The organism is Psychrobacter sp. ASPA161_9 (assembly GCF_051970275.1).
Lineage (GTDB): Bacteria > Pseudomonadota > Gammaproteobacteria > Pseudomonadales > Moraxellaceae > Psychrobacter.
In genome coordinates, this window is sequence record NZ_JBEFNI010000005.1 from 199903 (window position 1) to 222728 (window position 22826).

Consider the following 22826-nt stretch of genomic DNA (forward strand, 5'->3'; position numbering starts at 1 on the left):
CTTACAGCTGGCTGGTATATGCTTTTAAGTGTGTGGGTTGACTATTATAATTTTACTAAGACAGGGCAGCTATTAGGCTTTGATTATTGGCTATTTACCTTTGGCATCCGCCCAGATGATTTTGTGTAATTGCAATTGAAAGCGTACAGGCAGCGCATCAGCTAACATCCATTCTGCAAGTTCTCGCGCCAGTACAGGCACTTCAGGGCTGGCCTCTTCATCAAAATCATCTGCTACATTGAACATTGGTGAAAACCAAACGGTACCGACCAGTTTATCAAGCTTATGCTCAAACAGTTTCACCTTTGCCCAATCGTAATCCTCACGATTCATAATGACAAACTTAATCTGGTCATGTTGGGTTAAATAATCAAGATTTGACCATAGGTTTTTATCAACTTCACCTGAGCTTGGTGTTTTAAGATCCATGACTTTGCTGACAACTGGCGGGACGTTTTCTACCGTGAGTGCACCTGCTGTTTCAAGGGAGATTTCATAATCATCGGCTAATAAGCGCTTCATAAGTTCAATAGCATTAGGCTGTGCTAAGGGCTCGCCACCGGTAAGACAAATGCGTTTGCAAGGATAACCTTTAATCGTAGTCATAATGGTTTCAAGCGCCTGACGCTCGCCACCACTAAAAGCGTATTCAGTATCACAATAGACGCAGCGTAGCGGACAGCCAGTCAGGCGTACAAATATCGTCGGCAAGCCTGAAGTTAAGGCTTCACCTTGCAAAGAATAAAAAATTTCAGTGATACGAAGTCCTGCTTCAGGATCGGTGACAGGAATAGTAAGGTTGCGTAGTGATGACTCATTCATAACATTTTCAAATACAGTTAAGTGTCGATACATGTTTAGACAGGTATCAATCAAGACGAAAAAAGAGGGCTTATAAAAAGATGATTTACAAGGTAGATAAACTTATAACTCAGTCATATTATTAATAATAAAAGGATTATAACGTAAGCTATCCTATTAAGCCGCAAAAAAAGATACTGGAGTGTAGCAAAAAAGCTCACGACTAATTCATTAGACTGTTAATCATGCTATAGCTCATTTACTTTAAAATAGATGCAGTACATGGCTATTAACGTAACATGGTCACCAACGTAATGATTTTATGTTGTACTGACTATATTTATGAATGCGTCATGACTTCTCTGACGATATATTCGGCAATCGCTAAGGATGACGTTGCACCTGGCGATGGTGCATTACGAATATGGGTAATGTTTCCCTGTTTTCTAATAACGAAATCATCGACTAAAGAGCCGTCAGTCTCCATTGCTTGCGCACGAATCCCTCTGGTAGCGGGGGTTACTGAGACATTTGCTAAAGAGGGAACATATTTAGCGGCTTGTTCGACAAAGTTCGTTTGGCTTAGTACCGTACGTAACTCACGCACGGCCGCAGACATGTTTCTCGACGAAAACTTCCAAAAACCTTTATAGGTGAGAAAGTCATAAATATCTGAGATATTATAATCTTTACCGCTGTAATTTTCACGACCAAAAGAGATAAATGCGTTTGGCCCAATGGTCATTTGACCATCAATGCGTTTGGTAAAATGCACGCCTAAAAAGGGATAGCTAGGGTCGGGAACAGGATAAATTAAACCTTTAACGTGTGCTTTGTAAGCTTCATCAATCACGTAATACTGACCAAAAAATGGCACTATTTTAGGAGTTTCTATATCGCCTGAATGAGCGGCTAGTCGATCAGACTGCAGGCCAGCACAAGCAATAACCTGATCGAAATGAATATCGTGTTGGTCACTGTCTGAAAGATGGCCTGAGAAATGGACAATAACTTTATTATTTTTTTCAGTTAAACGAATCACCTTTTTCCCAAGGATAATATTGCCGCCTTTTTGCTTGATTTCTTTTGCCATTTCTATGGCAATATCTCCATAGCTTACGATAGCGGTACGCGGAGAGTAGAGAGCTTTAGTGCCAATACAATTGGGCTCAACCTCTCTGATTTCTTCGCCATTTAGCATGCGAACGTTTGGCACTTTATTGGCGATAGATTTTTGATAGATACTCTCTAGCCTAGCTTCTTCAACGACATTTAATGCCACTACTACTTTTCCGCACTCATCATAAGCAATATTATTTTCTAAACAGTATTGTTTGACCAATTCAGCACCTCGGCGACATAAGCGTGCTTTAAGACCACCCGGCTCATAATAAAGACCAGCATGTACTACACCGGAGTTATGACTTGACTGGTGCTGGGCGACATCGCCTTCTTTTTCAAACACCGTGACTCCAGATTCTGGAAAATCCAAAAGTAATTGCCGTGCCACAGAGAGTCCGTTAATGCCTCCACCAATAATGGCGTAGTGACAGTTAATCATATCAGTTCCTTTGATAAGCAGTCTGAAAATGAACAGTATAGAACTGTTCCAATTGCCAAGCACTCAGAAAAAAGCCGACTTAGGACAAGTCGGCTTTTCATTAAACTGAGTACAACGCTCACAATTAAATAACAGCTGAAATGATATAAAAGTTATTTAAAGGTGATTCGTTTATGCTAAGCGTAATAGCTCATTTACTGAAGTTTTAGCGCGTGTTTGCGCATCGACTTTTTTCACGATGATAGCGGCATATAAGCTATGGGTGCCGTCTTCAGAAGGCAAGCTGCCTGGTACGACAACTGAGCCAGCTGGTACGCGACCACGATGAATCTCACCCGTTTCACGGTCATAAATGCGCGTAGACTGACCGATATAGACGCCCATAGAGATAACTGCGCCTTCTTCTACGATCACGCCTTCAACGATTTCAGAACGTGCACCGATGAAGCAATTGTCTTCAATAATAGTAGGGTTGGCTTGTAGTGGCTCAAGTACGCCGCCGATACCCACGCCACCTGATAGATGCACGTTTTTACCAATTTGAGCACATGAACCAACAGTCGCCCATGTATCTACCATGGCGCCTTGATCGACATAAGCACCGATATTGACATATGATGGCATTAACACTGCGCCTGCTGCGATATATGAGCCTTTACGAGCAACTGCTGGTGGTACGACACGTACGCCAGCTTCTTTAAACTGTGCTTCGGTCCAATCAGCAAACTTAGTTGGCACTTTGTCATAGAACTGCACATGCTCGCCAGCTGGCATGACATAGTTGTCATTGAGGCGGAACGATAGTAAGACCGCTTTTTTGGCCCACTGATTGACAACCCATTCGCCATCTTTCTTTTCAGCAACGCGCAAGCTACCATTGTCTAACTTTTCAAGCACTTCATTAATGGCGTCGCGTACGTCTTGTGGCATAGTGCTTGGGCTGTATTCGTTACGTTTTTCAAATGCTTGTTCGATGGTCTGTTGTAATGACATAAAAGTTCCTAAAAAGTGATCATACCAAACCTAAAAACCTGCTTAACTTTGTCAAACTCGTTTAGCCTACTAGCTGTAGGGCTTGCACTTGTTTTCCGCGTTACTCTAATTTTTGAGATGGTATAGGTGAAGGTAATTGAAAATAGATTTTATATTTGAATATGAGCTGCAACTAAATATGACTGGCAACTAATACTAAAAAAGTAGCTTAGCGTATTGTCGCTAATTTGGCGAGTTTTAGCAAACCGAGTCAGCCACTGTTATGCACTTAAATGACGTATCCAATGCAAAATATCATGATAAACCACGGTTTGGTGTTGCTCATGTAGCGGCTCGTGGCGCATGTTAGGGTATAAGCGTGCATCAGTATTGCTAAAGCCTTGCTTATGCAAGTTTTTGATTATATCGCGAATGCCGCGACCCATATTACCGATAGGATCGTTCTCGCCGCTGACAAATAGCATCGGAAAGCTCTTGTTGATAGTAGATGCCCAGCCTTTATGCAATCCAGCCTGCATCAACGTAAACAACGTCATAAAACCATTGTTAGTAAAGTCAAAACCAGTCAGTGGGTCAGCTTCATATGCTTCAATATTAGCAGTGTCTTCACTTAACCATGCAAATGGAGAGGGGGAAATACGCTCATTAAGCTTAGCATTGAGTACCTTATTCATGATTTCGGCGAATACGGTATTTGGCTTTTTTGGGGCTGTTTTTGCAAGAATAGTGTTTAACGGAAGCAGGATTTTTACTAGTGGATTCGCATTTGCGGTGCCCATCAGAATGGCTCCAGTAAAATCTTGAGCATGATGCTTAAGTACGGTGCGCACGATAAATGAACCCATCGAGTGACCCATAACGAAGTGCGGCACATCAGGATGACGATTTTTTAAAGTATTCGCCATAACGATGACATCTTTTAATAATGATTGTGCAGGGTGCTCATTACCGAAAAACCCCAACTCATCTGGTGCTTTAATGGTACGTCCATGACCGAGCTGATCATAAGTAGCGACTGCAATACCATTGTCGGCTAAGAATTGCGCAAATTCTGCATAGCGACCACTGTGCTCTGCCATGCCGTGTACGATTAGCAAGGTCGCCTTAACCTCGCCGTCTGTTGGCTCAAAAAATGTATGATGCAAATAATGGGTATTATCAGAAGAAGTAATTTGTTCAAAAGTACTCATAAGCGAATCCTTAAATAGTTATGGGTTTAAAACGTATGGCCTGTTGTATTGTGTTGGAGTCTACGCTTATAACCGTCTTATCCTTTTTGATTATTTAACGCGCTCTAGGGTGCATATTATAATCATATCATTCTAGATAACCTGTCTTTAATAGCACTTTATTATATCGATAAGCTACAAAATCAATGTTTTATCACATTTATTTAGGATAAATTCATCATGCAACAAATTATGGCTGCAACCAATCTAACTATAAAGCCAGATGCGGTCAATATTATTTGGCTATTTATATCGTCTGTATATATCCGATGAACGTCTCGTAGCACCCAATAAAAGTTAGTGCTGATATGGAATAACCAGCTAAATAGTTAATATTAATAAAAATATGAGAAAAAAATAAGGTATTATTAATTAGATTAACTTTATTTTGACAGCGAACTTATAAGATTAATATTGCTTAAGTCAGAGTTTTAGTTATGTTTCCTTACGCTAAAGAGGGCCAACAACTGGATTCTATACCATTATGAAATCTACCATTGAACTACTCGAAGATACTGATTTTCCTACTATTAAAAGACGGAAACTCAAAGTCCTGCAAGTTAATATGGGCTACTTATGCAATATGTCCTGTGTGCATTGTCATGTCGCAGCCAGTCCGTACCGTACGGAGATGATGTCACGTGAGCTAGTTGATCTCATTCCACAAGTCCTACAAGCACAAAATATCGATACGCTAGATTTGACCGGTGGCGCGCCTGAGATGCACGAAGATTTTAAGCACTTGGTCAAAGCAGCACGAGCGTTGGGTGTAAAAGTGATTGATCGCTGTAATTTGACGATTCTGATGGAAGAAGGTTATGAAGATATGGCGCAGTTTTTAGCGGATAATGAGGTTGAAGTCGTCGCCTCGCTACCTTGTTACTCGTTAGAAAATGTAGACAAGCAGCGCGGTAAAGGGGCTTTTGATGACAGTATTTTAGGATTGCATAAGCTTAATGCCTTGGGTTACGGAAAGAGCGATAATAAAGCTGACTCTAATTTAACGTTGAATCTTGTTTATAACCCGCAAGGTGCAACGCTACCACCCAATCAGCAACAGCTGGAAGCTGACTATAAGCACGAGTTGAAAGCGCACTTCGATATTGAGTTTAATCAGCTGTTTGCCTTAACCAATATGCCTATTCAGCGCTTTGGTGCGGTGCTATTAGCTAAAAATGAATTCCATCCCTATATGGATCTGCTCAAAGCCAATTATGTGGCTGCTAACTTAACCGAAGTTATGTGCCGCTCGACCATTAGTGTCAATTGGTTAGGAGAGTTGTTTGATTGCGATTTTAATCAGCAGCTAAAGATTCCGGTACCAAACAAATCCCGTCGGCATCTACGAGATTTATTAATGCAGAATCCTGCTGGTGATGATATTGCCATTGCAGATCACTGTTATGGTTGTACGGCAGGACAAGGCAGCAGCTGCGGTGGAATTTTAGAAGAGTCAGCTATTTAGCTTTGTTATAGTCCACAAAATTAAAGTACATAAAATTAGCATAGGTAAAAACCTATCAATTTCAACGGAGTTAATACGATGTCGTTATTCAATAACTTAGTAGTCAAGACGACTATTGCTACCACTATCTTGTTATCAAGTGCAGTGGCCTATGCTGACTTTAATCACAGCAGTTGGGATGCGTTGCTAGACAAACATGTGACCATGACTAGTGCTGGTAAGGCGTCAGTGGTGGATTATGCTGGTATGCAAGCGGATAAGAGTAAGCTGTCAAGCTATCTGAGTGCCACTAGTAAAGTTAGTCAATCTGAATTCAATCGTTGGAATAAAGATGAGCAATTAGCCTTTTTAATTAATGTCTACAACGCGGCTACGGTAGAGTTGGTGCTCACCAAATATCCAAATATCAAGTCGATTAAAGATATTGGATCATTATTAAGCTCGCCTTGGAAGCAGAATTTTATTCCATTATTGGGTAAAACACGCTCGCTGGATGATATTGAACACAATCTGATTCGTGGCTCCAAGCGTTATAACGACCCGCGTATTCACTTTGCGGTTAATTGTGCGAGCATTGGCTGCCCAGCCCTGTTAGATGATGCTTTCACAGGCAACAAATTAGACAAGCAGCTAGAGCAAGTAACCAGTAAATTCTTAGCCGATAGTAGTCGTAATCGTCTTAAAGGCAGCACGCTTGAGGTCTCACCAATTTTTAAATGGTACAAAGAAGACTTCGCGACAAATTGGCGTGGTACTAATAACTTAGAGGGTTTTTTAGGTCGTTATAGTTCATCTTTGGGTCTTAATAAATCTCAAGCCGCCGATCTAAAAAGTGGCAAGACTAAAATCAGCTACACTGATTATGATTGGCGCTTGAATAAAAAATAAACTGGGCGTTAAGAAACATGACTGCTGTGGCAATTAATATCTCTATCGTAATACCGGTATTAAATGAAGCGGACAATTTGCCGCGATTGATTAGTCATATTGTCCATCTGAATCCACTACCGCATCAAGTCATATTAGTCGATGGCGGTTCAACGGATAGCTCAGTGGCTGTCGCCAAGAAACTGATTGAAGGGTTGATCGATACCAGTCACTCAGTTATCGCTAGCCAATCAGCTAGTAACGGGCAAGTTGCTGACTGGCAAGTAGTAGAGTCCGCCGCTGGTCGTGCTACCCAGATGAATGCAGGTGCTGACCTAGCAACAGGTAACATATTACTATTTTTGCATGCTGATACGCAGTTGCCGAACCACGCTATCACCGATATTAAATCGGCAGTCATGCGAGCAGAGTGGGGGCGTTTCGATGTACATTTGGACAGTTCTGAGTGGATGCTCAAGGTAGTCAGTCAAATGATGAATTGGCGTTCGAGATTGAGTGGGATTGCTACAGGTGACCAAGCAATATTTGTTGAGCGAGAACTTTTTGAGCAGCTAGGCGGTTACCCTGACCAGCCGTTGATGGAAGATATTGAGCTTTGCAAACGTCTTAAAGCTATCGGTAAGCCAGCTTGTCTAAATAGTAAGGTGATAACTTCACCACGGCGCTGGCAACAGTATGGCACTTGGCGCACGATATTACTGATGTGGCGGTTGCGCTTTGATTATTGGTGCGGTGTATCTGCTGATAATATCAAACAGCGTTACTATAAAAATTAGTTATTAACTTAAAGACCATTAAGCAGCAAGCGTAGGGTGTGCCATGCGCACCAATTTAGAACAACAACTTTCTATCGGTGCACGCGGCGCACCCTACAAATAAATTTAAATATTATATGCCAAAGTATCCTATGCCAACAGACACGCTCATCATTATCTTTGCCAAGTTTCCCGCACGTGACATGGCAAAAACTCGTCTGCAACCCGCACTCGGTATCGAAGGCTCTACCAGTATGGCACGCCAGCTGTTATTGCATAGTGTTGAGCAGGCAGTAGCAACTGGGTTTAGCGTTGAGCTGTGCGTTAGTCCAGCACCAAATGACCCATGTTGGCAGATGCTTAATTTACCCGAGTCATTACAGTGGTCAGCGCAAGCAGATGGTGACTTAGGGTTGCGTATGTTAACTGCCAGCCAGCAAGCTTTGAGTAAATTTGAACAGGTTTTATTAATTGGTACTGATTGTCCCAGTCTGATTGAAACACGTATCCAAGGTGCAGCGCAGCAACTAGAGCAGTCTGATGCCGTAATGATTCCAGCCTCGGATGGCGGTTATGTGCTCTTAGGATTTAAGCAAATTCATGCTGATTTATTCTCGGATATCGAGTGGAGTACTGCCAGCGTAGCAGCGGTGACTCGACAGCGTATTAAAGCATTGGATTGGTCGCTGATATTACTAAATCCATTACATGATATTGATGAGCCTGCAGATTTAAAATACCTGCCCGTAGGCTGGCTTGAAAAAATATGATGTTGATTGGCTTGTCCTCTAAATGTGACTAATTTTTATTACTTTTAGAATGACATTTATAAGATTGCTTAAGCTGTTTTATTATTAACAAGGAAGTTATTATGCATGAGGTCGTTCAAGATTATTATGGCAAGCAGCTACAAAGCACCGAGGACTTAAAAACGTCAGCATGCTGTGATGTTAGCAATATGCCAAGTTGGTTAAAGCCTTTGTTAGCCAATATTCATGATGAAGTTTTAAGTCGATACTATGGTTGTGGATTGGTCTGCCCAGCGCTACTTAAAGGTTGCCGTATCCTAGATTTGGGATGTGGATCAGGCCGTGATGTGTATGCGCTCGCACAATTAGTTGGCAAGACAGGTCATGTGGTCGGTGTTGATATGACGGATGAGCAATTGGCTATTGCTAACCAGTATCAAGACTATCATATCGATAAATTCGGCTACGACAATGTGACTTTTTTAAAAGGTTATATCGAAAAGCTAGATGAGCTAAATTTAGACCCTAATAGTTTCGATGTCATTGTCTCAAATTGTGTCATTAACCTATCACCTGATAAAGCCGCGGTGATGGCCAGTGTGCAGCGTTTGCTTAAGCCGGGCGGTGAGTTTTACTTCTCTGACGTATATGCAGACCGCCGTATCCCGCAGCACTTAACCAATGATCCTGTCCTCTATGGAGAGTGTTTGAGCGGTGCATTATACTGGAAGGATTTTGAGCGTCTAGCGCGAAATGCTGATTTTTTAGACCCACGTTTGGTTGAAGATCGTCCGCTTGAAATCACTGATACGCTACTTGCCGCTAAGATTGGTGATATTCAGTTTTTTTCCGCTACTTATCGATTATTTAAGATTGCAACGCTTGAAGATGCTTGTGAAGACCACGGTCAAGCAGTCGTTTATCACGGAACCATTGACCAGCTAACGCATTGTTTTGATTTAGATAAGCATCATGCGATTGAGACGGGTCGCGTCTTCCCCGTCTGCGGTAATACTTTTCGTATGCTAAAAGAATCGCGCTTTGCTAAGCATTTTGACTTTATTGGAGATGATAGTCGCCACTACGGTATTTTTGCAGGCTGTGGTGACATCCTGCCATTTGGTAATCAAGCGAATATAATGTCTAGCTCAAATGCTGGGACGTCTGTTGATTCAGGCAGCTGTTGTTAAAAATAAGATTTGTATGATTTAAAAAAACTATTTGTTAAAAAATAGTCTATTAAACATGAAAGAGGCCATCAAATGATTTGATGGCCTCTTTTATTGAATGCATATTTCAACATCTAAGGAAGTAACGCTGCAAGTCTAGTTTTGGTTTGTTCATCCATCGCTTCAATAGGGGTGACTAACGCTTGAGCTAGCGCAGTATGAGCGATTGATTTAGGCTGTTCGGCGGCAAGTAGAGCGATTGCTTGCTTAATCACTTGTTGCGCGTTATCTGCATTTTTCATTAGATTTTTTATAGCATAATCGGCACTGACGGCTTCCTCGGTAGGATGCCAGCTATCAAAATCGGTCACTAGCGCCAAGGTGGCATAGGCGATACTTGCTTCACGTGCCAGCTTCGCTTCTGGCATATTGGTCATGCCGATGATGTCCGCTTGCATCTGTCGATACCAGTGTGATTCTGCGCGAGTAGAAAACTGCGGCCCTTCGATACATACATAGGTCGCTTTAGGGTGGCACTGTCCATCCGTAATATTGGCTTTATCATAAGCTCGCATTAAGATGTCTGCTACTTCAGGGCATAAAGGGTCAGCCATTGACACATGGGCGACCGCACCATCTCCAAAGAACGAGTTTACTCTCTGCTTAGTCATATCAATCATTTGATCAGGAATGACCATATCTAATGGCTTCAGCGACTCTTGCAATGAGCCAACTGCTGAGACTGAGACGATATAGCTGACGCCTAAGGTCTTTAATGCATAGATATTGGCACGATAAGGCACCTCAGATGGGGTCAATCTGTGCCCTTGACCATGTCGCGTTAAGAATGCGACCGTTACGCCATCAAGTTCACCGAGTACAATATCATCGGATGGATCCCCATAGGGTGTCTCAACTTTAACGCTGCGCTTATTGGTTAAAGCCTGCATTTGATACAGACCGCTACCACCGATAATAGCGATATCAGCTGATTTGCGAATAGTTGTGGAGGTGCTATTGTTTAAAGGCTTTTCATTTGCGATTTGACTATCTATTACTGTGCTCATCTTAATTGGCTTCCATGTCGTTATGATTGTCGTCAGCATAGGTTATATTTTTTCAAAAATAAATCACTATTAATGAGAGGCTTATAGGTATAACACGAAAAAGTCGTTAGATATAATTTGTATTTGAAGTGAGTTGCGGTATGCTTACTAGGCTATTGATAAATTAAATTAACTTATAACCGAAGATAGTCTTAATCATCAAGGAAGAAACCAATGAAATTGACCAGTAAAACGTCTCTAATCATAGCAATGATTGCGTCTAGTTTAGCATTCACTGCGTGCTCAAAAACAGAAAATGAAACGGCGAGCGTTGATGATTCAGCGGTCACTGGCGAGTCAGAAACGGCTGCCCCAGCTGCTGATGATAAGCTTGAGACTAAGTTTGTCACCATAGCGACAGGGGGCGCGTCAGGCCCTTATAATATCATTGGTACATCGCTATCAGAGATTTATGCCAAGACCTTTGGGGTTAACTCAAAAACACAAACGACAGGCGCTTCAGTAGAAAACGTCAATCTACTGACCCAAGGCAAGGTTGATATGGTACTGGCGCTTAGTGATGTCGTCACTGATGCCGTTGAAGGTAAAAACAACTTCGATCAGCCAATAGCCAACATTCAACAGATTGCTGTGTTATATCCTAACGTGGTGCAAGTTGTCACTACCAAAAAATCTGGCATCAAAAATATTGAAGATTTGCGCGGTAAGCGTATTGCAGTAGGCGATCAAGGCTCTGGAACTGAAGTTAATGCTAGAACGTTATTAGAAGGGTTCGGTATCACTTATGATGATGTTGAAGTAGATTATCTAGGCTTTGCTGAAGCAGCAGATGGCATGAAAGCGGGTAAAATCGAAGCGGCATTCTTTAGTAGTGGTCTACCAAACTCGTCATTGATGGAGTTAGAGCAGGGCCTAGATTTGCAGCTGATAACCATCAATCAAGACAAGCTTAATGAAATCATTGCAACCAAACCTTACTTTAAAACTTTCGAGATTCCTGCAGGCACTTATGGTAATGATACAGCCATTCCAACTGCAGCGATTATGAATGCCTTATTAGTACGCTCGGATTTATCTGAAGCTGACGGTTATAAGTTGACCAAGGCTTTATTTGAAAACTTAGATGGTTTAAGAACAGCACACCAAGCGGCCACTGATATCAGTCTAGAGACTGCCAACACTGGCATGGTAGCACCGATTCATCCTGGAGCTAAAAAGTACTATGATGAGCAAGCAGCCAAATAAACGTTTATGGCTATTAACTAGCGCGGCACTGGTTGTTGCGCTAGTTTTTTTTGCGCCATGGGCCAGCTTATCACGTCAGCCTGTTATCGAAGTGCAAGTCGATGGAAGAACCTGTTATTTCACTGAACCTAATTTTCAGTTGCGCTGGATTCATTCTGTAGAAAAACAGTGGTGGGAGGAGCAGTATCAACGTGAAAACGATGGACTACTCCTGACCACTACTTATTTTGAAGCATTTGGCGCCGGCACCCCTTCTACTGAAGCGCTTGCGCCCATACAAAAACCTGGCTATTTGGGTTATCAAATCAATGAAAAACTGCCTAGCCTTAATTGGGTAGTGTCCAGGCTTACCAAGGGTGAGCTTGATTATGCTGACTATCGGCTTTTGATTCATGAGTGGGCGCCAGATTATTCTGAAGTAACTATTACGCCTAAGGCGTATAATTTAATTGATAGATTGAAAAAGGACTTTTGTCATGAACTCTCAAGTGACGGATCACGATAATGTGACAACGATGTCAGCCAACAATGCTGACCTGCCTATACATTCCAATACTCATGCTGATACCAATGTAGATGCTGAACTTGAAGCGCAAGCTCATAATCGAGCAATATTAGAAAAGTATGACCGAGAGTCAATCACCCGTAACATCACCCAAGGCCCAGTAAAATATTTTATCGCTGGGATTTGCATTTTATATTCTTTATTTCATTTGTATATCACCTTTAATCCCATGCCAGCATTATTACAACGCTCTGTGCATGTCGGTGTTGGATTTGCTTTAATATTTCTTATTTTTCCAGCCAGTAAAAGAAGCAGCCGCCAGCAGGTGGCTTGGTATGACTGGATTTGGTTTGCCCTGTCCTTATCTGGAATGGCCTATCTGATATACGAGTACCAAGATATTGTGACCTCGCGTGGTGGCATGGCCAATCAGGTTGATGTGATATTTTCTATTGTCACAGTGATTTGTGTGCTTGAAGGCAGTCGACGTATCACTGGTTGGATTTTGCCTATATTAGCGTCGATATTTTTGGCTTATCCGTTTGTCAGTCATCTAGACTTTATGCCTGATCGGCTGCTTACGCGCCCTTATGATATGGGTGATATCTTTGGTCAACTATTTTTAAAGACTGAAGGTCTCTATTCTGTCGCGATTGGAGCATCGGTTACTTTTATCTTTTTGTTTATTTTATTTGGCGCATTTTTAGCGCGCTCTGGCATGGGGCAGCTGTTTAATGACTTGGCACTAGCATTAGCTGGTGATAAAAAAGGCGGACCTGCAAAGGTTGCAGTCATCTCAAGTGGCTTTATGGGTAGTATCAACGGCTCAGCGTTATCGAACGTTGTCAGCACCGGAGCGTTTACCATCCCTTTAATGAAAAAGGTCGGTTATCATAAGGACTTTGCAGGTGCAGTAGAGGCGAGCGCTTCTGTGGGCGGGCAGATATTGCCACCTATTATGGGTGCCAGTGCTTTTATCATGGCGGAGACCACAGGGTTGCCCTATAGTACGATTGCTTTAGCAGCACTACTACCAGCGGTACTTTATTATTTGGGCGTCATTGCTCAAGTGCATTTTCGCGCCGGACGTCGCGACCTAAAAGGTATCGCCAAAGAGAGCTTACCGCAGGTAAAAGAGGTATTAAAAGCGCGCGGTCACATGCTATTACCGATTGTATTTTTGATATTTCTATTAATCAGAAACGTACCCGTAGGCTATGCCGCGGCTTATACCATTGGTTTTACGGTCGTGATTAGTATGCTACGCAAAGAGACCAGAATGGGGTTTTCTGACATTTTGGGTGCTTTAGAAGATGGTGCTCGTCAGTCGCTAGCCGTGATGGCAGCTTGTGCGGTGGTAGGTGTGATCATCGGGGTTGTGAGTTTGACCAGCTTTGGTACGGTGATGACCTCATCAATCGTGACGCTAGGAGCAGGGTCATTATTCCTAACCCTTATTTTAACGATGCTAGCATCGATGGTATTGGGCATGGGGCTACCGTCTATTCCAGCTTATATTATTACGGCAACGATGGCAGCACCAGCTTTAGCAGGGTTTGATATTCCGATTTTATCAGCGCATATGTTCGTATTCTATTTTGGTATTTTCGCTAATATTACACCGCCTGTGTGTCTGGCAGCCTTTGCCGGCGCTGGTATATCCGGTGGCGATCCGATGAAGACAGGCTTCTTATCGTTAAAGTTAGCATTGGCCGGATTTATCGTGCCATTTATGTTTATTTATAGCCCCACGATGCTGATGATAGACCCAACTGGTCTAGCGGTCACGGCGAAAGATTTTCCGCTACCGCCTATTCTTGACATAGTAACTGTCGTGTTGACTTCGGTCACAGGTGTTATCGCGCTAAGTGCGGCGCTGGAGGGTTATTTTAAAGGTGCTATGAATCCACTAACTCGTGGAATACTGACCATTGGCGCATTACTATTGATCTATCCTGAGCTTACGACAGGATTAATCGGCGGAGTAATAGTATTAATCGTGGCTGTATTTAATATAAAAACAGCTGATAAGCCAACGCCAACTCTAACCGTTTAAAGCGTTAGGTTTGAAGGTTTTAGAGATGTATTAAAGTCACAAAAAAGGGTGAATAACGATTATTTGTTATTCACCCTTTTTAGATTCTCAGCTAACTGTTTTTAGTTATGATTTTTAGGGTCTGTTAAACATTCAAATATTAGAATTGCCAGTACCACATTTGAATGTTTAACAGATCTTAAGCTCTAAACATAAATTGTAAACTCAGATTCTAAATATATAGCCACTAGCGTTTACTCACTCTTTTAAACATACCCTGAGCAAGCGCTTTAACGATCATTGCCTGACTTTGTACAAAGCCATTGTACTTGGGCAAATCATCGTCCATATCTTCAACGCGGCGGTTATAAAATAGATGCATAGTCGGTTCAGGCAATGCAGCTATATCATGGTAATTTGTTGTCGGTACTAATATGAGATTGCCACCCAACGCCATTTCTATACTGGGTTTGTTGCAGCGAGTACAAAGCCCGCGACTAATATTTGGCGGGAGTTTCCAACGGCGAAATTTGGTTCTAATGAGGTTTAAATTGCTGACATCGGACTTCATTAAAACCGTCACATCATTATAAGCTTGGCTAGTAAATTCTTGGCAAATAGTACAGTGGCAGATAAAACGACCAATGGGCTTATTGTTGACCGTATAAGTATTGCTATAACAGGAGCAAGAGCCTTCTTGTGGGGTAAATTCGCTGCTCATTAGTTAGTCCTTCATTAATAAGAGGGTAAGAGAGTTGTCATAATTTATTAATGCAAAATATAGCACTATCTTAGCGTACTAATGTAGTCGCTTTGAGTAGAGCACAATAAAAAAGGAGACCTTTTCGAGTCTCCTTTTTCTATAAATAACTGGCTTAATCAATCAGATACTAGCAGCCAAGCTTACCTTCTGCTGCCAATGCCTTTTTACTGCGAATAGGTGCTGGGCAATCTTCGCCGTAGTATTGACGATCGGCAAAGTAGCTTGAGCGTACCATCGGCCCTGCCCAAATGTTAAAGAAGCCAATCTTTTTGCCATAATCCATATAACGCTGGAACTCGTCTGGATGGACATAACGATCAACTGGCGCGTGGTTTTTACTAGGTTGTAGATACTGACCAACCGTAATCATATCCACGTTATGCGCTTTTAAATCATCAAGCAATGCATATATTTCTTCTTCAGTTTCACCAAGGCCAACCATAAAACCGCACTTGGTAGCGATATCAGGACGACGCTCTTTATACAGCTTGAGCAAATCTAATGAATGTTGATAGTCAGAGCCTGGGCGGAAGGCTTTGTACAGACGAGGCACAGTTTCGATATTGTGGTTAAACACATCTGGCGGTGTTTCCGTCAGCAAATCTAAAGCCACTTCCATGCGCCCACGGAAATCAGGTACTAGGATTTCAATTAAGCAGTTCGGGCTAAGCGCTCTTGATTCATTGAGTACTTCAACGAAATGCGCAGCACCGCCATCTTTTAGATCATCACGATCAACAGAGGTGATAACGGCATATTTCAACTGCAAGCCTAAAATGGTCTCAGCCGTATGGCGGGGTTCATCAGCGTCCAGCTCATTTGGACGACCATGTCCCACGTCGCAGAACGGGCAGCGACGGGTACAAATATCACCCATAATCATAAAGGTCGCCGTACCATCAGCGAAGCACTGCGGCAGGTTAGGGCAGGCAGCTTCTTCACAGACGGTATAGAGCTTTTGCTCACGCAAGGTGGCTTTGATACGGGCCACTTCAGCAGGCGACGACATCTTAACTCGAATCCAATCTGGCTTTTTCTTCGCCTCGACGGTCGGGATTACTTTAATTGGGATACGTGCAACTTTATCGTAGCCACGTAGCTTTTCGCCTTGGATGGCTTTTTTGGGTTTGACCTTAGCAGCAGGCACATGTGTTTGTACGGCAGTTGTCATAATTAAATTATCTCTTAACCCTTTGTAGTATAAGGGTTTATGGAATTATTAAAATGTTTTATGAGTTGAGATATTATAGCAGAGATTTAGGAGTTAATTTCCAAAGAATATTGTCTCACTGACCTAATCAAGACTACTACGATTGGTCTGATTACCATAGTTTTAAATATCTATGTCAATGTCCAACTCATTCAGTATTTCTATAGCAGCACGAAACGCTTCTTGGGTGGCAGGTGCACCGCAGTAAGGCAAACTGTGCATCAATACTTCTCGAATCTCAGCGACACTGGCACCGTTATTAATGGCACCTCGAATGTGTCCTTTTAGCTCAGTTGGGCTCTTTTGTGCAATTAAAAAGGCGATGGTGATTAATGAGCGATATTTGCGCGGTAATACCGAGTCATCTTGCCAAGTGCTGCCCCAAGCGTTTTCAATGATCCAGTCTTGCAATGGCTGGGTAAATCCAGTTGCGCTATCAAGCGAGCGTTTGACATGTGCCTCGCCCATTACTTCAGTACGAACCTTGAGACCGTTTTGATAATTAGCGTTGTGCTCCATATCCTTGTTTTCTATGTCGTGGTTTTCCATATCACTACCGTCCATGTCGTCATCCTTCATATTTATTTTATCAATTTAGTATTTGCTAATAAAAACTATTTTTTCAAGCGCTATTTTTCTAAGCTATCGTATTAAAATGATATTTTATGAAATAATATCTTACAAAAGAGTATCGCCGTCGCACAGTATTTGTTTAACCGTAAATCGAGCTGTGCTTGACAAGAGTTACAAACTGAGTACGGGTTCTATAAAGGCAGTCAATCATATTGTTGATGGTACTATTTATATAATAAATGTTCAATATGACCCCTTTATGGCTGCTTTATGAGCCTTTTAAAGGCTGAGCCATTAACATTTAGAGCGTTTTAAGCTATGATTGCACGGATAATTATTCCACCTAGTACATAGACGCAGGCTGTCATGCTGACTATCCACGTAATGTGCTAATACCCCCCAACTGACGAGGACGACTATTGTGTTAGAAGCTTATCGTAAACATGTCGAAGAACGTGCTGAGCTAGGAACGGTTCCGCTACCACTGAATGAAAAACAAGTAGCAGAGTTGGTTGAAATATTAAAAACCCCACCAGCAGGCGAAGACGCGTTCTTAATGAACCTGCTAGAAAACCGTATTCCTGCTGGCGTTGACCAAGCTGCTTACGTTAAAGCTGCATTTTTAGCTGCTATCCTTAAGGGTGAAGCATCATCACCACTTATCAGCAAGCAAAAAGCCGTTGAAATCCTAGGCACTATGCAAGGTGGCTACAACGTTCAGCCATTGGTTGCTGCACTAGACGACGCCGATGTTGCACAAGACGCAGCAGAAGCATTGAAAAAGACATTGCTCGTATTTGACGCGTTCAATGACGTCACTGAAAAAGCTGAAGCTGGCAACGACATCGCTAAAGAAGTCGTTCAATCTTGGGCTGACGCTGAATGGTTCTTGAACCGTGCTGCCGTACCAGAAAAGACCACTTACACGACGTTTAAAGTGACTGGCGAAACCAACACTGATGACTTGTCACCTGCGCAAGATGCGTGGAGCCGTCCTGATATCCCATTGCATTCATTAGCCATGCACAAAAACTCTCGCGACGGCATCACTGCTGACGAAGAGGGCGTTGTCGGTCCAATGAAGCAGATCGAAGCGTTAAAAGAAAAAGGCCATCCACTGGCTTATGTTGGTGACGTGGTTGGTACGGGTTCTAGCCGTAAGTCTGCGACGAACTCAGTATTGTGGCTCATGGGCGATGATATCCCTAACGTGCCAAACAAACGTGGCGGCGGTTTAGTATTAGGTAACAATATTGCACCTATCTTCTTTAACACTATGGAAGATTCTGGCGCATTACCAATCGAAAAAGTGGCTGTTGATAACCTAAACATGGGTGATGTATTTGACATCTATCCGTATGAAGGCAAAATCACTAAGCATGACTCTGACGAAGTACTGTCAACGTTCAAGCTAAACTCACCAACATTGCTTGATGAAGTTCGTGCTGGTGGCCGTATTCCACTAATCGTTGGTCGTGGTTTGACTAACCGTGCTCGTGAATACATGGGTCTTGGTCATTCAGATATCTTTGCCAAGCCAGAAGAGCCAGTTGATACGGGTAAAGGCTTTACCCTTGCGCAAAAAATGGTTGGTAAAGCTTGTGGCCTGCAAGGCGTACGTCCGGGTATGTACTGTGAGCCTAAAATGACGACTGTTGGCTCTCAGGATACCACTGGTCCGATGACCCGTGATGAGCTAAAAGATTTGGCATGTTTGGGCTTCCAAGCAGACTTAGTCATGCAGTCATTCTGTCACACTGCTGCTTATCCAAAGCCAGTTGACGTTGAGACTCAGCATACACTACCTGACTTCATCATGAACCGTGGCGGCGTCAGCTTACGCCCGGGCGATGGCATCATTCACTCGTGGTTGAACCGTATGCTACTTCCAGATACCGTTGGTACTGGTGGTGACTCGCATACTCGTTTCCCAATGGGTATCTCGTTCCCAGCTGGTTCTGGTCTAGTAGCATTCGCAGCAGCGACTGGTGTTATGCCACTTGATATGCCTGAGTCTGTCCGTGTCCGCTTCGTTGGCGAACGTCAGCCTGGTATCACGCTACGTGACTTAGTCCATGCGATTCCTTATCAAGCGATCAAAGAAGGTCTATTAACCGTTGATAAGAAAGGCAAAATCAACGAATTCAATGGTCGTATTCTTGAAATTGAAGGCTTAGAAGACCTAACCGCTGAGCAAGCGTTTGAGTTATCTGATGCGTCAGCTGAGCGTAGTGCCGCAGGTTGTACCATCACGCTATCTGAAGAGTCAGTAACTGAGTACCTAAATTCAAACATCACGCTACTTAAGTGGATGATCTCAGAAGGCTATGGCGATGCGCGTACTATTAGCCGTCGTATCGAGCAAATGCAAGAGTGGTTGGCTAATCCAAGCCTCATGCGTGCTGACGAAGATGCAGAATACGCCATCGATATGACTATCGACATGAGCACGATTAAAGAGCCGATCCTTTGCTGCCCGAACGATCCAGACGATGCAAAAACATTGGCTGACGTGGCTGGTGATACCATTGATGAAGTATTCATTGGTTCATGTATGACCAACATTGGTCATTTCCGTGCTGCGGGTAAACTGCTACAAGACGTACCAGCAGGTAGCCTCAAAACTCGTCTATGGATTGCGCCACCTACTAAGATGGATGCGCGTCAGTTGATGGAAGAAGGTTATTACAACATTTATGCTCAAGCCGGCGCTCGTACTGAGATGCCTGGTTGTTCACTATGTATGGGTAACCAAGCACGTATCGCACCGAACTCTACTGCGGTATCGACCTCAACCCGCAACTTCCCGAACCGTCTAGGTCAAGGCGCTGATGTTTACTTAGCTTCTGCAGAGCTTGCAGCAGTGGCAGCGGTACTTGGTAAATTGCCTACCAATGAAGAATATCAGCAGTATGCTGGTATGCTAAACAGCATGGGCGAAGAAGTGTATCAATACATGAACTTCGACCGTATGGAAGAGTACACTGAAGAAGCGGATAAAATTAACGTTGCTCAGTTGACCTAAGCTTTAAAATGAAATGTTTTTAAGTTTTACAGCTCTTATTTAAATAGTAACCCCGTATCGTCATGATGCGGGGTTTTTTGCTATAAGCACCGACTGGTTTCTCTCAGTATCTTAGGTATAATATAGGCGCAGGCGGAAACCGTGGCTCTGCACTTAATCTATTTTTTCTATCTCGGGACGGACCGATACTTTGATAGGCACTTTTTTGTTTACAATCAAGTGCTCTGGAGTTTTGGTTGATTACTTTATCCCCACTCAAACGTCGTATCGTCTATGTGATTATCTTTGAGATTATCGCAATCATTTCTTCTACCTTTGTACTGATGAAACTCAGTGGTGGCGATGCGGCAGAGTCCTTACCAGTTGCTGTGATGGTGTCATTGGCCGCTGTGATCTGGAACTTTATTTACAATACGGCCTTTGAGGCGTGGGAAAGTCGTAAGCAGGTGACCAAGCGCACGTTATGGATACGTAGTGCCCATGCCTTGGGATTTGAAGGCGGATTGGTTTTAATTTGCTTACCACTGTATATGATTTGGTATGATGTTGGTGTGACAAAAGCCTTTATAATGGAGGCAGCGTTATTGCTATTCTTCTTAGTTTATACCTTTGTTTTTACGTTAGGTTTTGACAAGATATTTACTTTACCATATCAACAGGAGTCAGCCTCCGCTTCTTAATGAGTAGCTAGATTTATCATAATGCTGCTGACCATTCTCTATATGACTTTACCTAAAATAAAAGGCTGCCATTTGGCAGCCTTTTTGATGATATTGCAAAAGCGAGCCTGACTAGTTTATTACTTACCTTGATAAACTGGTTTGCGCTTTTCAATGAACGCTGTAACCCCTTCAATGAAATCATCAGTTTTCGCCAGCATTGCTTGTTGTTGCACTTCCATATCGAGTGCCTCATTCAAGCCTGAGTAAGCATGAGTATTGAGCATATGTTTCATGCTAGACAAGGCTTTAGCTGGCAGAGCGCTCAGACGAGAGGCAAGCTTTAACACTGCGGCATCAAGATCTTCAGATGACACGACTTGGTTGACCAAGTTTAAGTCAGCCATGTCTTGTGCACTGATTTTATTGCCAAGCATTACAAGCTCAGTGGTTTTAGCAGGGCCAATTAACTGATTTAATAAATACACACCGCCAGCATCAGGTACGAGGCCGATATGTACAAAGGCTTGCACGAATTTCGCGTTATCTGCGGTGATACGAAAATCGCAAGTTAAGGCTAAGTTCATGCCTGCGCCTGCAACCGCGCCTTCTAATTTAGCAATAATTGGTTTATGGATTTTACGCAACTTTAAGCTGACTTCTCCAGCGCCTTCCACCATGCCTTTTAGTTTATTTGAAATGACTTCTTTGTCTATGCCTTCAGATAGCATCTCTTTAATGTCACCACCGCTTGAGAAATTGCCGCCTGCACCTTGTAAGACAATTACTCTAACTTTATCATCAGCTTCAGCCTGCTCAAGCGCTTCTAGTACACTGGTCTTTAATGGTGTGCTAAAGGCATTCAGACTTTTTGGGTCATTTAGAGTGATGGTGGCAATATGGTTTTCGCTGTGATACTCGACTAGAGATTGTGACATCTTGGATTTCCTTATTTTAAATGGCTGATTAACATTGATCGATAATGAATGAAAAGTGATCCGAATAAATGATTCAGTATTTGTTGCTAATTCTGCTTACTATAGCAGCTTGTCATGATTATAAAAGCAGGTTTTGTGGGCGCTTAAGCCATACTAATCTTGATAGTATTTCTGCATAGCTATAGACAGGAATTAATAGGTGGTGAGAAGTCTTTACGGGTTTAAAGCTGCTTACATTCATTATTAGAAACATTACTTGAAATAAATATCTTATGTCTTATGCTAAAGCATTCACGCTTGTACCAAAAAGTCATTCACAAGCGAGCTAATCGCTTTTTACTTATAAATAATTATCAGACAAGGAAGTTTCTATGCCTCATATTCAAATCAACAATGCGAATATTTATTACGAAGACAGTGCACCTAATGATCAGAGTAAACCCGTAATGGTGTTCGCTCATGGCCTACTGTGGAGTACACGAATGTATGATAAGCAGGTAGCACACTTTCAAGATGAGTATCGCTGCATCGCTTTTGATTTTCGCGGGCAGGGACAGTCGCAGATTACTAAGTCCGGCTATGATATGGACACTTTAGCCGATGATACTATCGCGCTACTTGATGCCCTTAACATTGATAGTTGCCATTTTGTAGGTTTATCGATGGGTGGATTTATCGGGCAACGTATCGCTATAAGTCGCCCGGAGCTGTTGTCTTCATTGATATTGTTAGAAACGTCATCTGATCCTGAAGATCCTAAGTCTGCACCGCAATATCGCAAATTGATTACAGCGATTCGTTGGCTAGGTATGAAGCGAGTCAGTAAAAAGGTTATGCCGATTATGTTTGGCAGTAGCTTCTTAGCAGACAAGTCACGCAAATCTGAATGCAAAGATTGGCTGGCACAGATACAAGGCAATAATAAGGTTGGTGTGTCCAAGGCCACGATGGGCATCATTGAGCGCAAGGGGACTTATGATCAGCTGGGAAGTATCACGACGCCGACATTGATAGTGGTCGGTGATGAAGATGCAGCGACGCCATATGCCAAGTCTGAGCGGATGCATTTTGCGATTAAAGGCTCCAAGCTTGCTGTCATTGAGCGAGCTGGTCATACTGCGACCGTGGAAGAGCCTGAGCAAGTAAATACAGTGATGAGTAATTTCCTAGAATGCTGTGTGTAAGATTTCAAAGTT

Annotated in this window: 20 protein-coding genes; 11 read left to right on the forward strand and 9 right to left on the reverse strand. The window is 42.7% G+C overall.

The window, feature by feature from the left end:
• Positions 1–90: 90 nt before the first annotated feature.
• The 4 genes from queE to ACTQ9S_RS07930 all read right to left on the reverse strand — a co-directional run bounded on the left by queE (position 91) and on the right by ACTQ9S_RS07930 (position 4545).
• Positions 91–822 carry a 7-carboxy-7-deazaguanine synthase QueE gene (gene queE / locus ACTQ9S_RS07915; RefSeq protein WP_068036700.1) on the reverse strand — a complete coding sequence of 244 codons (732 nt, stop codon included), beginning with the start codon at positions 820–822 and terminating at the stop codon, positions 91–93.
• A gap of 319 nt (positions 823–1141) precedes the next feature.
• The gene (lhgO, locus tag ACTQ9S_RS07920; RefSeq protein WP_440454631.1) at positions 1142–2362 is read right to left on the reverse strand and encodes an L-2-hydroxyglutarate oxidase; all 1221 of its coding nucleotides are present in this window, start codon (positions 2360–2362) and stop codon (positions 1142–1144) included.
• Between the two features lie 171 nt (positions 2363–2533).
• On the reverse strand, positions 2534–3355 hold the full coding sequence (gene dapD / locus ACTQ9S_RS07925) for a 2,3,4,5-tetrahydropyridine-2,6-dicarboxylate N-succinyltransferase (RefSeq protein WP_068036694.1): 822 nt from the start codon (positions 3353–3355) through the stop codon (positions 2534–2536).
• A gap of 260 nt (positions 3356–3615) precedes the next feature.
• A complete protein-coding gene (locus tag ACTQ9S_RS07930; RefSeq protein ID WP_440454632.1) occupies positions 3616–4545 on the reverse strand; it encodes an alpha/beta fold hydrolase in 930 nt (309 codons plus the stop codon).
• A gap of 523 nt (positions 4546–5068) precedes the next feature.
• Here ACTQ9S_RS07930 and arsS point away from each other — a divergent pair.
• From arsS to ACTQ9S_RS07955, 5 genes are all read left to right on the forward strand, one after another.
• Complete coding sequence (gene arsS, locus ACTQ9S_RS07935; protein WP_440454633.1) at positions 5069–6049, forward strand: arsenosugar biosynthesis radical SAM (seleno)protein ArsS; 981 nt, start codon at positions 5069–5071, stop codon at positions 6047–6049.
• A gap of 78 nt (positions 6050–6127) precedes the next feature.
• Positions 6128–6937 (forward strand): DUF547 domain-containing protein, encoded by an 810-nt coding sequence (locus ACTQ9S_RS07940; protein ID WP_440454634.1) that lies wholly within the window; start codon positions 6128–6130, stop codon positions 6935–6937.
• Positions 6938–6954: 17 nt separating this feature from the next.
• Entirely contained in the window at positions 6955–7713 is a 759-nt protein-coding gene (locus tag ACTQ9S_RS07945) for a TIGR04283 family arsenosugar biosynthesis glycosyltransferase (protein WP_068328533.1), read from the forward strand.
• A 131-nt stretch (positions 7714–7844) separates the two neighbouring features.
• Complete coding sequence (locus tag ACTQ9S_RS07950; RefSeq protein WP_440454635.1) at positions 7845–8462, forward strand: TIGR04282 family arsenosugar biosynthesis glycosyltransferase; 618 nt, start codon at positions 7845–7847, stop codon at positions 8460–8462.
• Positions 8463–8563: 101 nt separating this feature from the next.
• Positions 8564–9631 (forward strand): methyltransferase domain-containing protein, encoded by a 1068-nt coding sequence (locus ACTQ9S_RS07955; protein WP_440454636.1) that lies wholly within the window; start codon positions 8564–8566, stop codon positions 9629–9631.
• A gap of 113 nt (positions 9632–9744) precedes the next feature.
• Here the strand turns inward: ACTQ9S_RS07955 and mtnP are convergent, their stop codons facing one another.
• Complete coding sequence (mtnP, locus tag ACTQ9S_RS07960; RefSeq protein WP_440454637.1) at positions 9745–10677, reverse strand: S-methyl-5'-thioadenosine phosphorylase; 933 nt, start codon at positions 10675–10677, stop codon at positions 9745–9747.
• A 213-nt stretch (positions 10678–10890) separates the two neighbouring features.
• On the opposite strand from mtnP, the gene ACTQ9S_RS07965 reads away from it, so the two are divergent.
• The 3 genes from ACTQ9S_RS07965 to ACTQ9S_RS07975 are packed head-to-tail and all read left to right on the forward strand — an operon-like array spanning position 10891 to position 14483.
• Positions 10891–11922, forward strand: a complete 1032-nt coding sequence (locus ACTQ9S_RS07965) for a TAXI family TRAP transporter solute-binding subunit (RefSeq protein WP_440454638.1) — start codon at positions 10891–10893, stop codon at positions 11920–11922.
• Entirely contained in the window at positions 11900–12427 is a 528-nt protein-coding gene (locus tag ACTQ9S_RS07970; protein ID WP_440454639.1) for a DUF1850 domain-containing protein, read from the forward strand. Before ACTQ9S_RS07965 ends, ACTQ9S_RS07970 begins: the two co-directional genes overlap by 23 nt.
• A 10-nt stretch (positions 12428–12437) precedes the next feature.
• Positions 12438–14483 carry a TRAP transporter permease gene (locus ACTQ9S_RS07975; protein WP_440454649.1) on the forward strand — a complete coding sequence of 682 codons (2046 nt, stop codon included), beginning with the start codon at positions 12438–12440 and terminating at the stop codon, positions 14481–14483.
• A gap of 226 nt (positions 14484–14709) precedes the next feature.
• On the opposite strand, the gene ACTQ9S_RS07980 is transcribed toward ACTQ9S_RS07975, so the two are convergent.
• From ACTQ9S_RS07980 to ACTQ9S_RS07990, 3 genes are all read right to left on the reverse strand, one after another.
• Positions 14710–15183 carry a GFA family protein gene (locus ACTQ9S_RS07980; RefSeq protein ID WP_350656768.1) on the reverse strand — a complete coding sequence of 158 codons (474 nt, stop codon included), beginning with the start codon at positions 15181–15183 and terminating at the stop codon, positions 14710–14712.
• Between the two features lie 169 nt (positions 15184–15352).
• Positions 15353–16396 carry a lipoyl synthase gene (gene lipA, locus ACTQ9S_RS07985; protein WP_068328511.1) on the reverse strand — a complete coding sequence of 348 codons (1044 nt, stop codon included), beginning with the start codon at positions 16394–16396 and terminating at the stop codon, positions 15353–15355.
• A gap of 162 nt (positions 16397–16558) precedes the next feature.
• Complete coding sequence (locus tag ACTQ9S_RS07990) at positions 16559–16984, reverse strand: carboxymuconolactone decarboxylase family protein (protein ID WP_149038801.1); 426 nt, start codon at positions 16982–16984, stop codon at positions 16559–16561.
• A 445-nt stretch (positions 16985–17429) separates the two neighbouring features.
• Here ACTQ9S_RS07990 and acnB point away from each other — a divergent pair, with 445 nt between their 5' ends.
• Positions 17430–20033: a bifunctional aconitate hydratase 2/2-methylisocitrate dehydratase gene (gene acnB, locus ACTQ9S_RS07995; RefSeq protein WP_068036659.1), complete on the forward strand. Its 2604-nt coding sequence runs from the start codon at positions 17430–17432 to the stop codon at positions 20031–20033.
• 236 nt (positions 20034–20269) lie between these two features.
• Complete coding sequence (locus ACTQ9S_RS08000; RefSeq protein WP_203226468.1) at positions 20270–20713, forward strand: PACE efflux transporter; 444 nt, start codon at positions 20270–20272, stop codon at positions 20711–20713.
• 119 nt (positions 20714–20832) lie between these two features.
• On the opposite strand, the gene ACTQ9S_RS08005 is transcribed toward ACTQ9S_RS08000, so the two are convergent.
• On the reverse strand, positions 20833–21630 hold the full coding sequence (locus ACTQ9S_RS08005) for an enoyl-CoA hydratase/isomerase family protein (RefSeq protein ID WP_068036656.1): 798 nt from the start codon (positions 21628–21630) through the stop codon (positions 20833–20835).
• Between the two features lie 371 nt (positions 21631–22001).
• Here ACTQ9S_RS08005 and ACTQ9S_RS08010 point away from each other — a divergent pair, with 371 nt between their 5' ends.
• Entirely contained in the window at positions 22002–22814 is an 813-nt protein-coding gene (locus tag ACTQ9S_RS08010; RefSeq protein WP_440454640.1) for an alpha/beta fold hydrolase, read from the forward strand.
• The last annotated feature ends 12 nt before the right edge of the window (positions 22815–22826 follow it).

Bases quoted from the DNA above. Each gene is read 5' to 3' on its own strand.
- ACTQ9S_RS07965 (WP_440454638.1), top strand. From the start codon at position 10,891: ATGAAATTGACCAGTAAAACGTCTCTAATCATAGCAATGATTGCGTCT.
- ACTQ9S_RS07975 (WP_440454649.1), top strand. From the start codon at position 12,438: ATGTCAGCCAACAATGCTGACCTGCCTATACATTCCAATACTCATGCT.
- ACTQ9S_RS07970 (WP_440454639.1), top strand. From the start codon at position 11,900: ATGATGAGCAAGCAGCCAAATAAACGTTTATGGCTATTAACTAGCGCG.
- ACTQ9S_RS07955 (WP_440454636.1), top strand. From the start codon at position 8,564: ATGCATGAGGTCGTTCAAGATTATTATGGCAAGCAGCTACAAAGCACC.
- mtnP (WP_440454637.1), bottom strand. From the start codon at position 10,677: ATGAGCACAGTAATAGATAGTCAAATCGCAAATGAAAAGCCTTTAAAC.
- ACTQ9S_RS07950 (WP_440454635.1), top strand. From the start codon at position 7,845: ATGCCAACAGACACGCTCATCATTATCTTTGCCAAGTTTCCCGCACGT.
- dapD (WP_068036694.1), bottom strand. From the start codon at position 3,355: ATGTCATTACAACAGACCATCGAACAAGCATTTGAAAAACGTAACGAA.
- lhgO (WP_440454631.1), bottom strand. From the start codon at position 2,362: ATGATTAACTGTCACTACGCCATTATTGGTGGAGGCATTAACGGACTC.
- ACTQ9S_RS07930 (WP_440454632.1), bottom strand. From the start codon at position 4,545: ATGAGTACTTTTGAACAAATTACTTCTTCTGATAATACCCATTATTTG.
- ACTQ9S_RS08005 (WP_068036656.1), bottom strand. From the start codon at position 21,630: ATGTCACAATCTCTAGTCGAGTATCACAGCGAAAACCATATTGCCACC.
- arsS (WP_440454633.1), top strand. From the start codon at position 5,069: ATGAAATCTACCATTGAACTACTCGAAGATACTGATTTTCCTACTATT.
- ACTQ9S_RS07980 (WP_350656768.1), bottom strand. From the start codon at position 15,183: ATGAGCAGCGAATTTACCCCACAAGAAGGCTCTTGCTCCTGTTATAGC.
- queE (WP_068036700.1), bottom strand. From the start codon at position 822: ATGAATGAGTCATCACTACGCAACCTTACTATTCCTGTCACCGATCCT.
- ACTQ9S_RS07945 (WP_068328533.1), top strand. From the start codon at position 6,955: ATGACTGCTGTGGCAATTAATATCTCTATCGTAATACCGGTATTAAAT.
- ACTQ9S_RS07940 (WP_440454634.1), top strand. From the start codon at position 6,128: ATGTCGTTATTCAATAACTTAGTAGTCAAGACGACTATTGCTACCACT.
- ACTQ9S_RS08010 (WP_440454640.1), top strand. From the start codon at position 22,002: ATGCCTCATATTCAAATCAACAATGCGAATATTTATTACGAAGACAGT.
- ACTQ9S_RS07990 (WP_149038801.1), bottom strand. From the start codon at position 16,984: ATGGAAAACCACGACATAGAAAACAAGGATATGGAGCACAACGCTAAT.
- lipA (WP_068328511.1), bottom strand. From the start codon at position 16,396: ATGACAACTGCCGTACAAACACATGTGCCTGCTGCTAAGGTCAAACCC.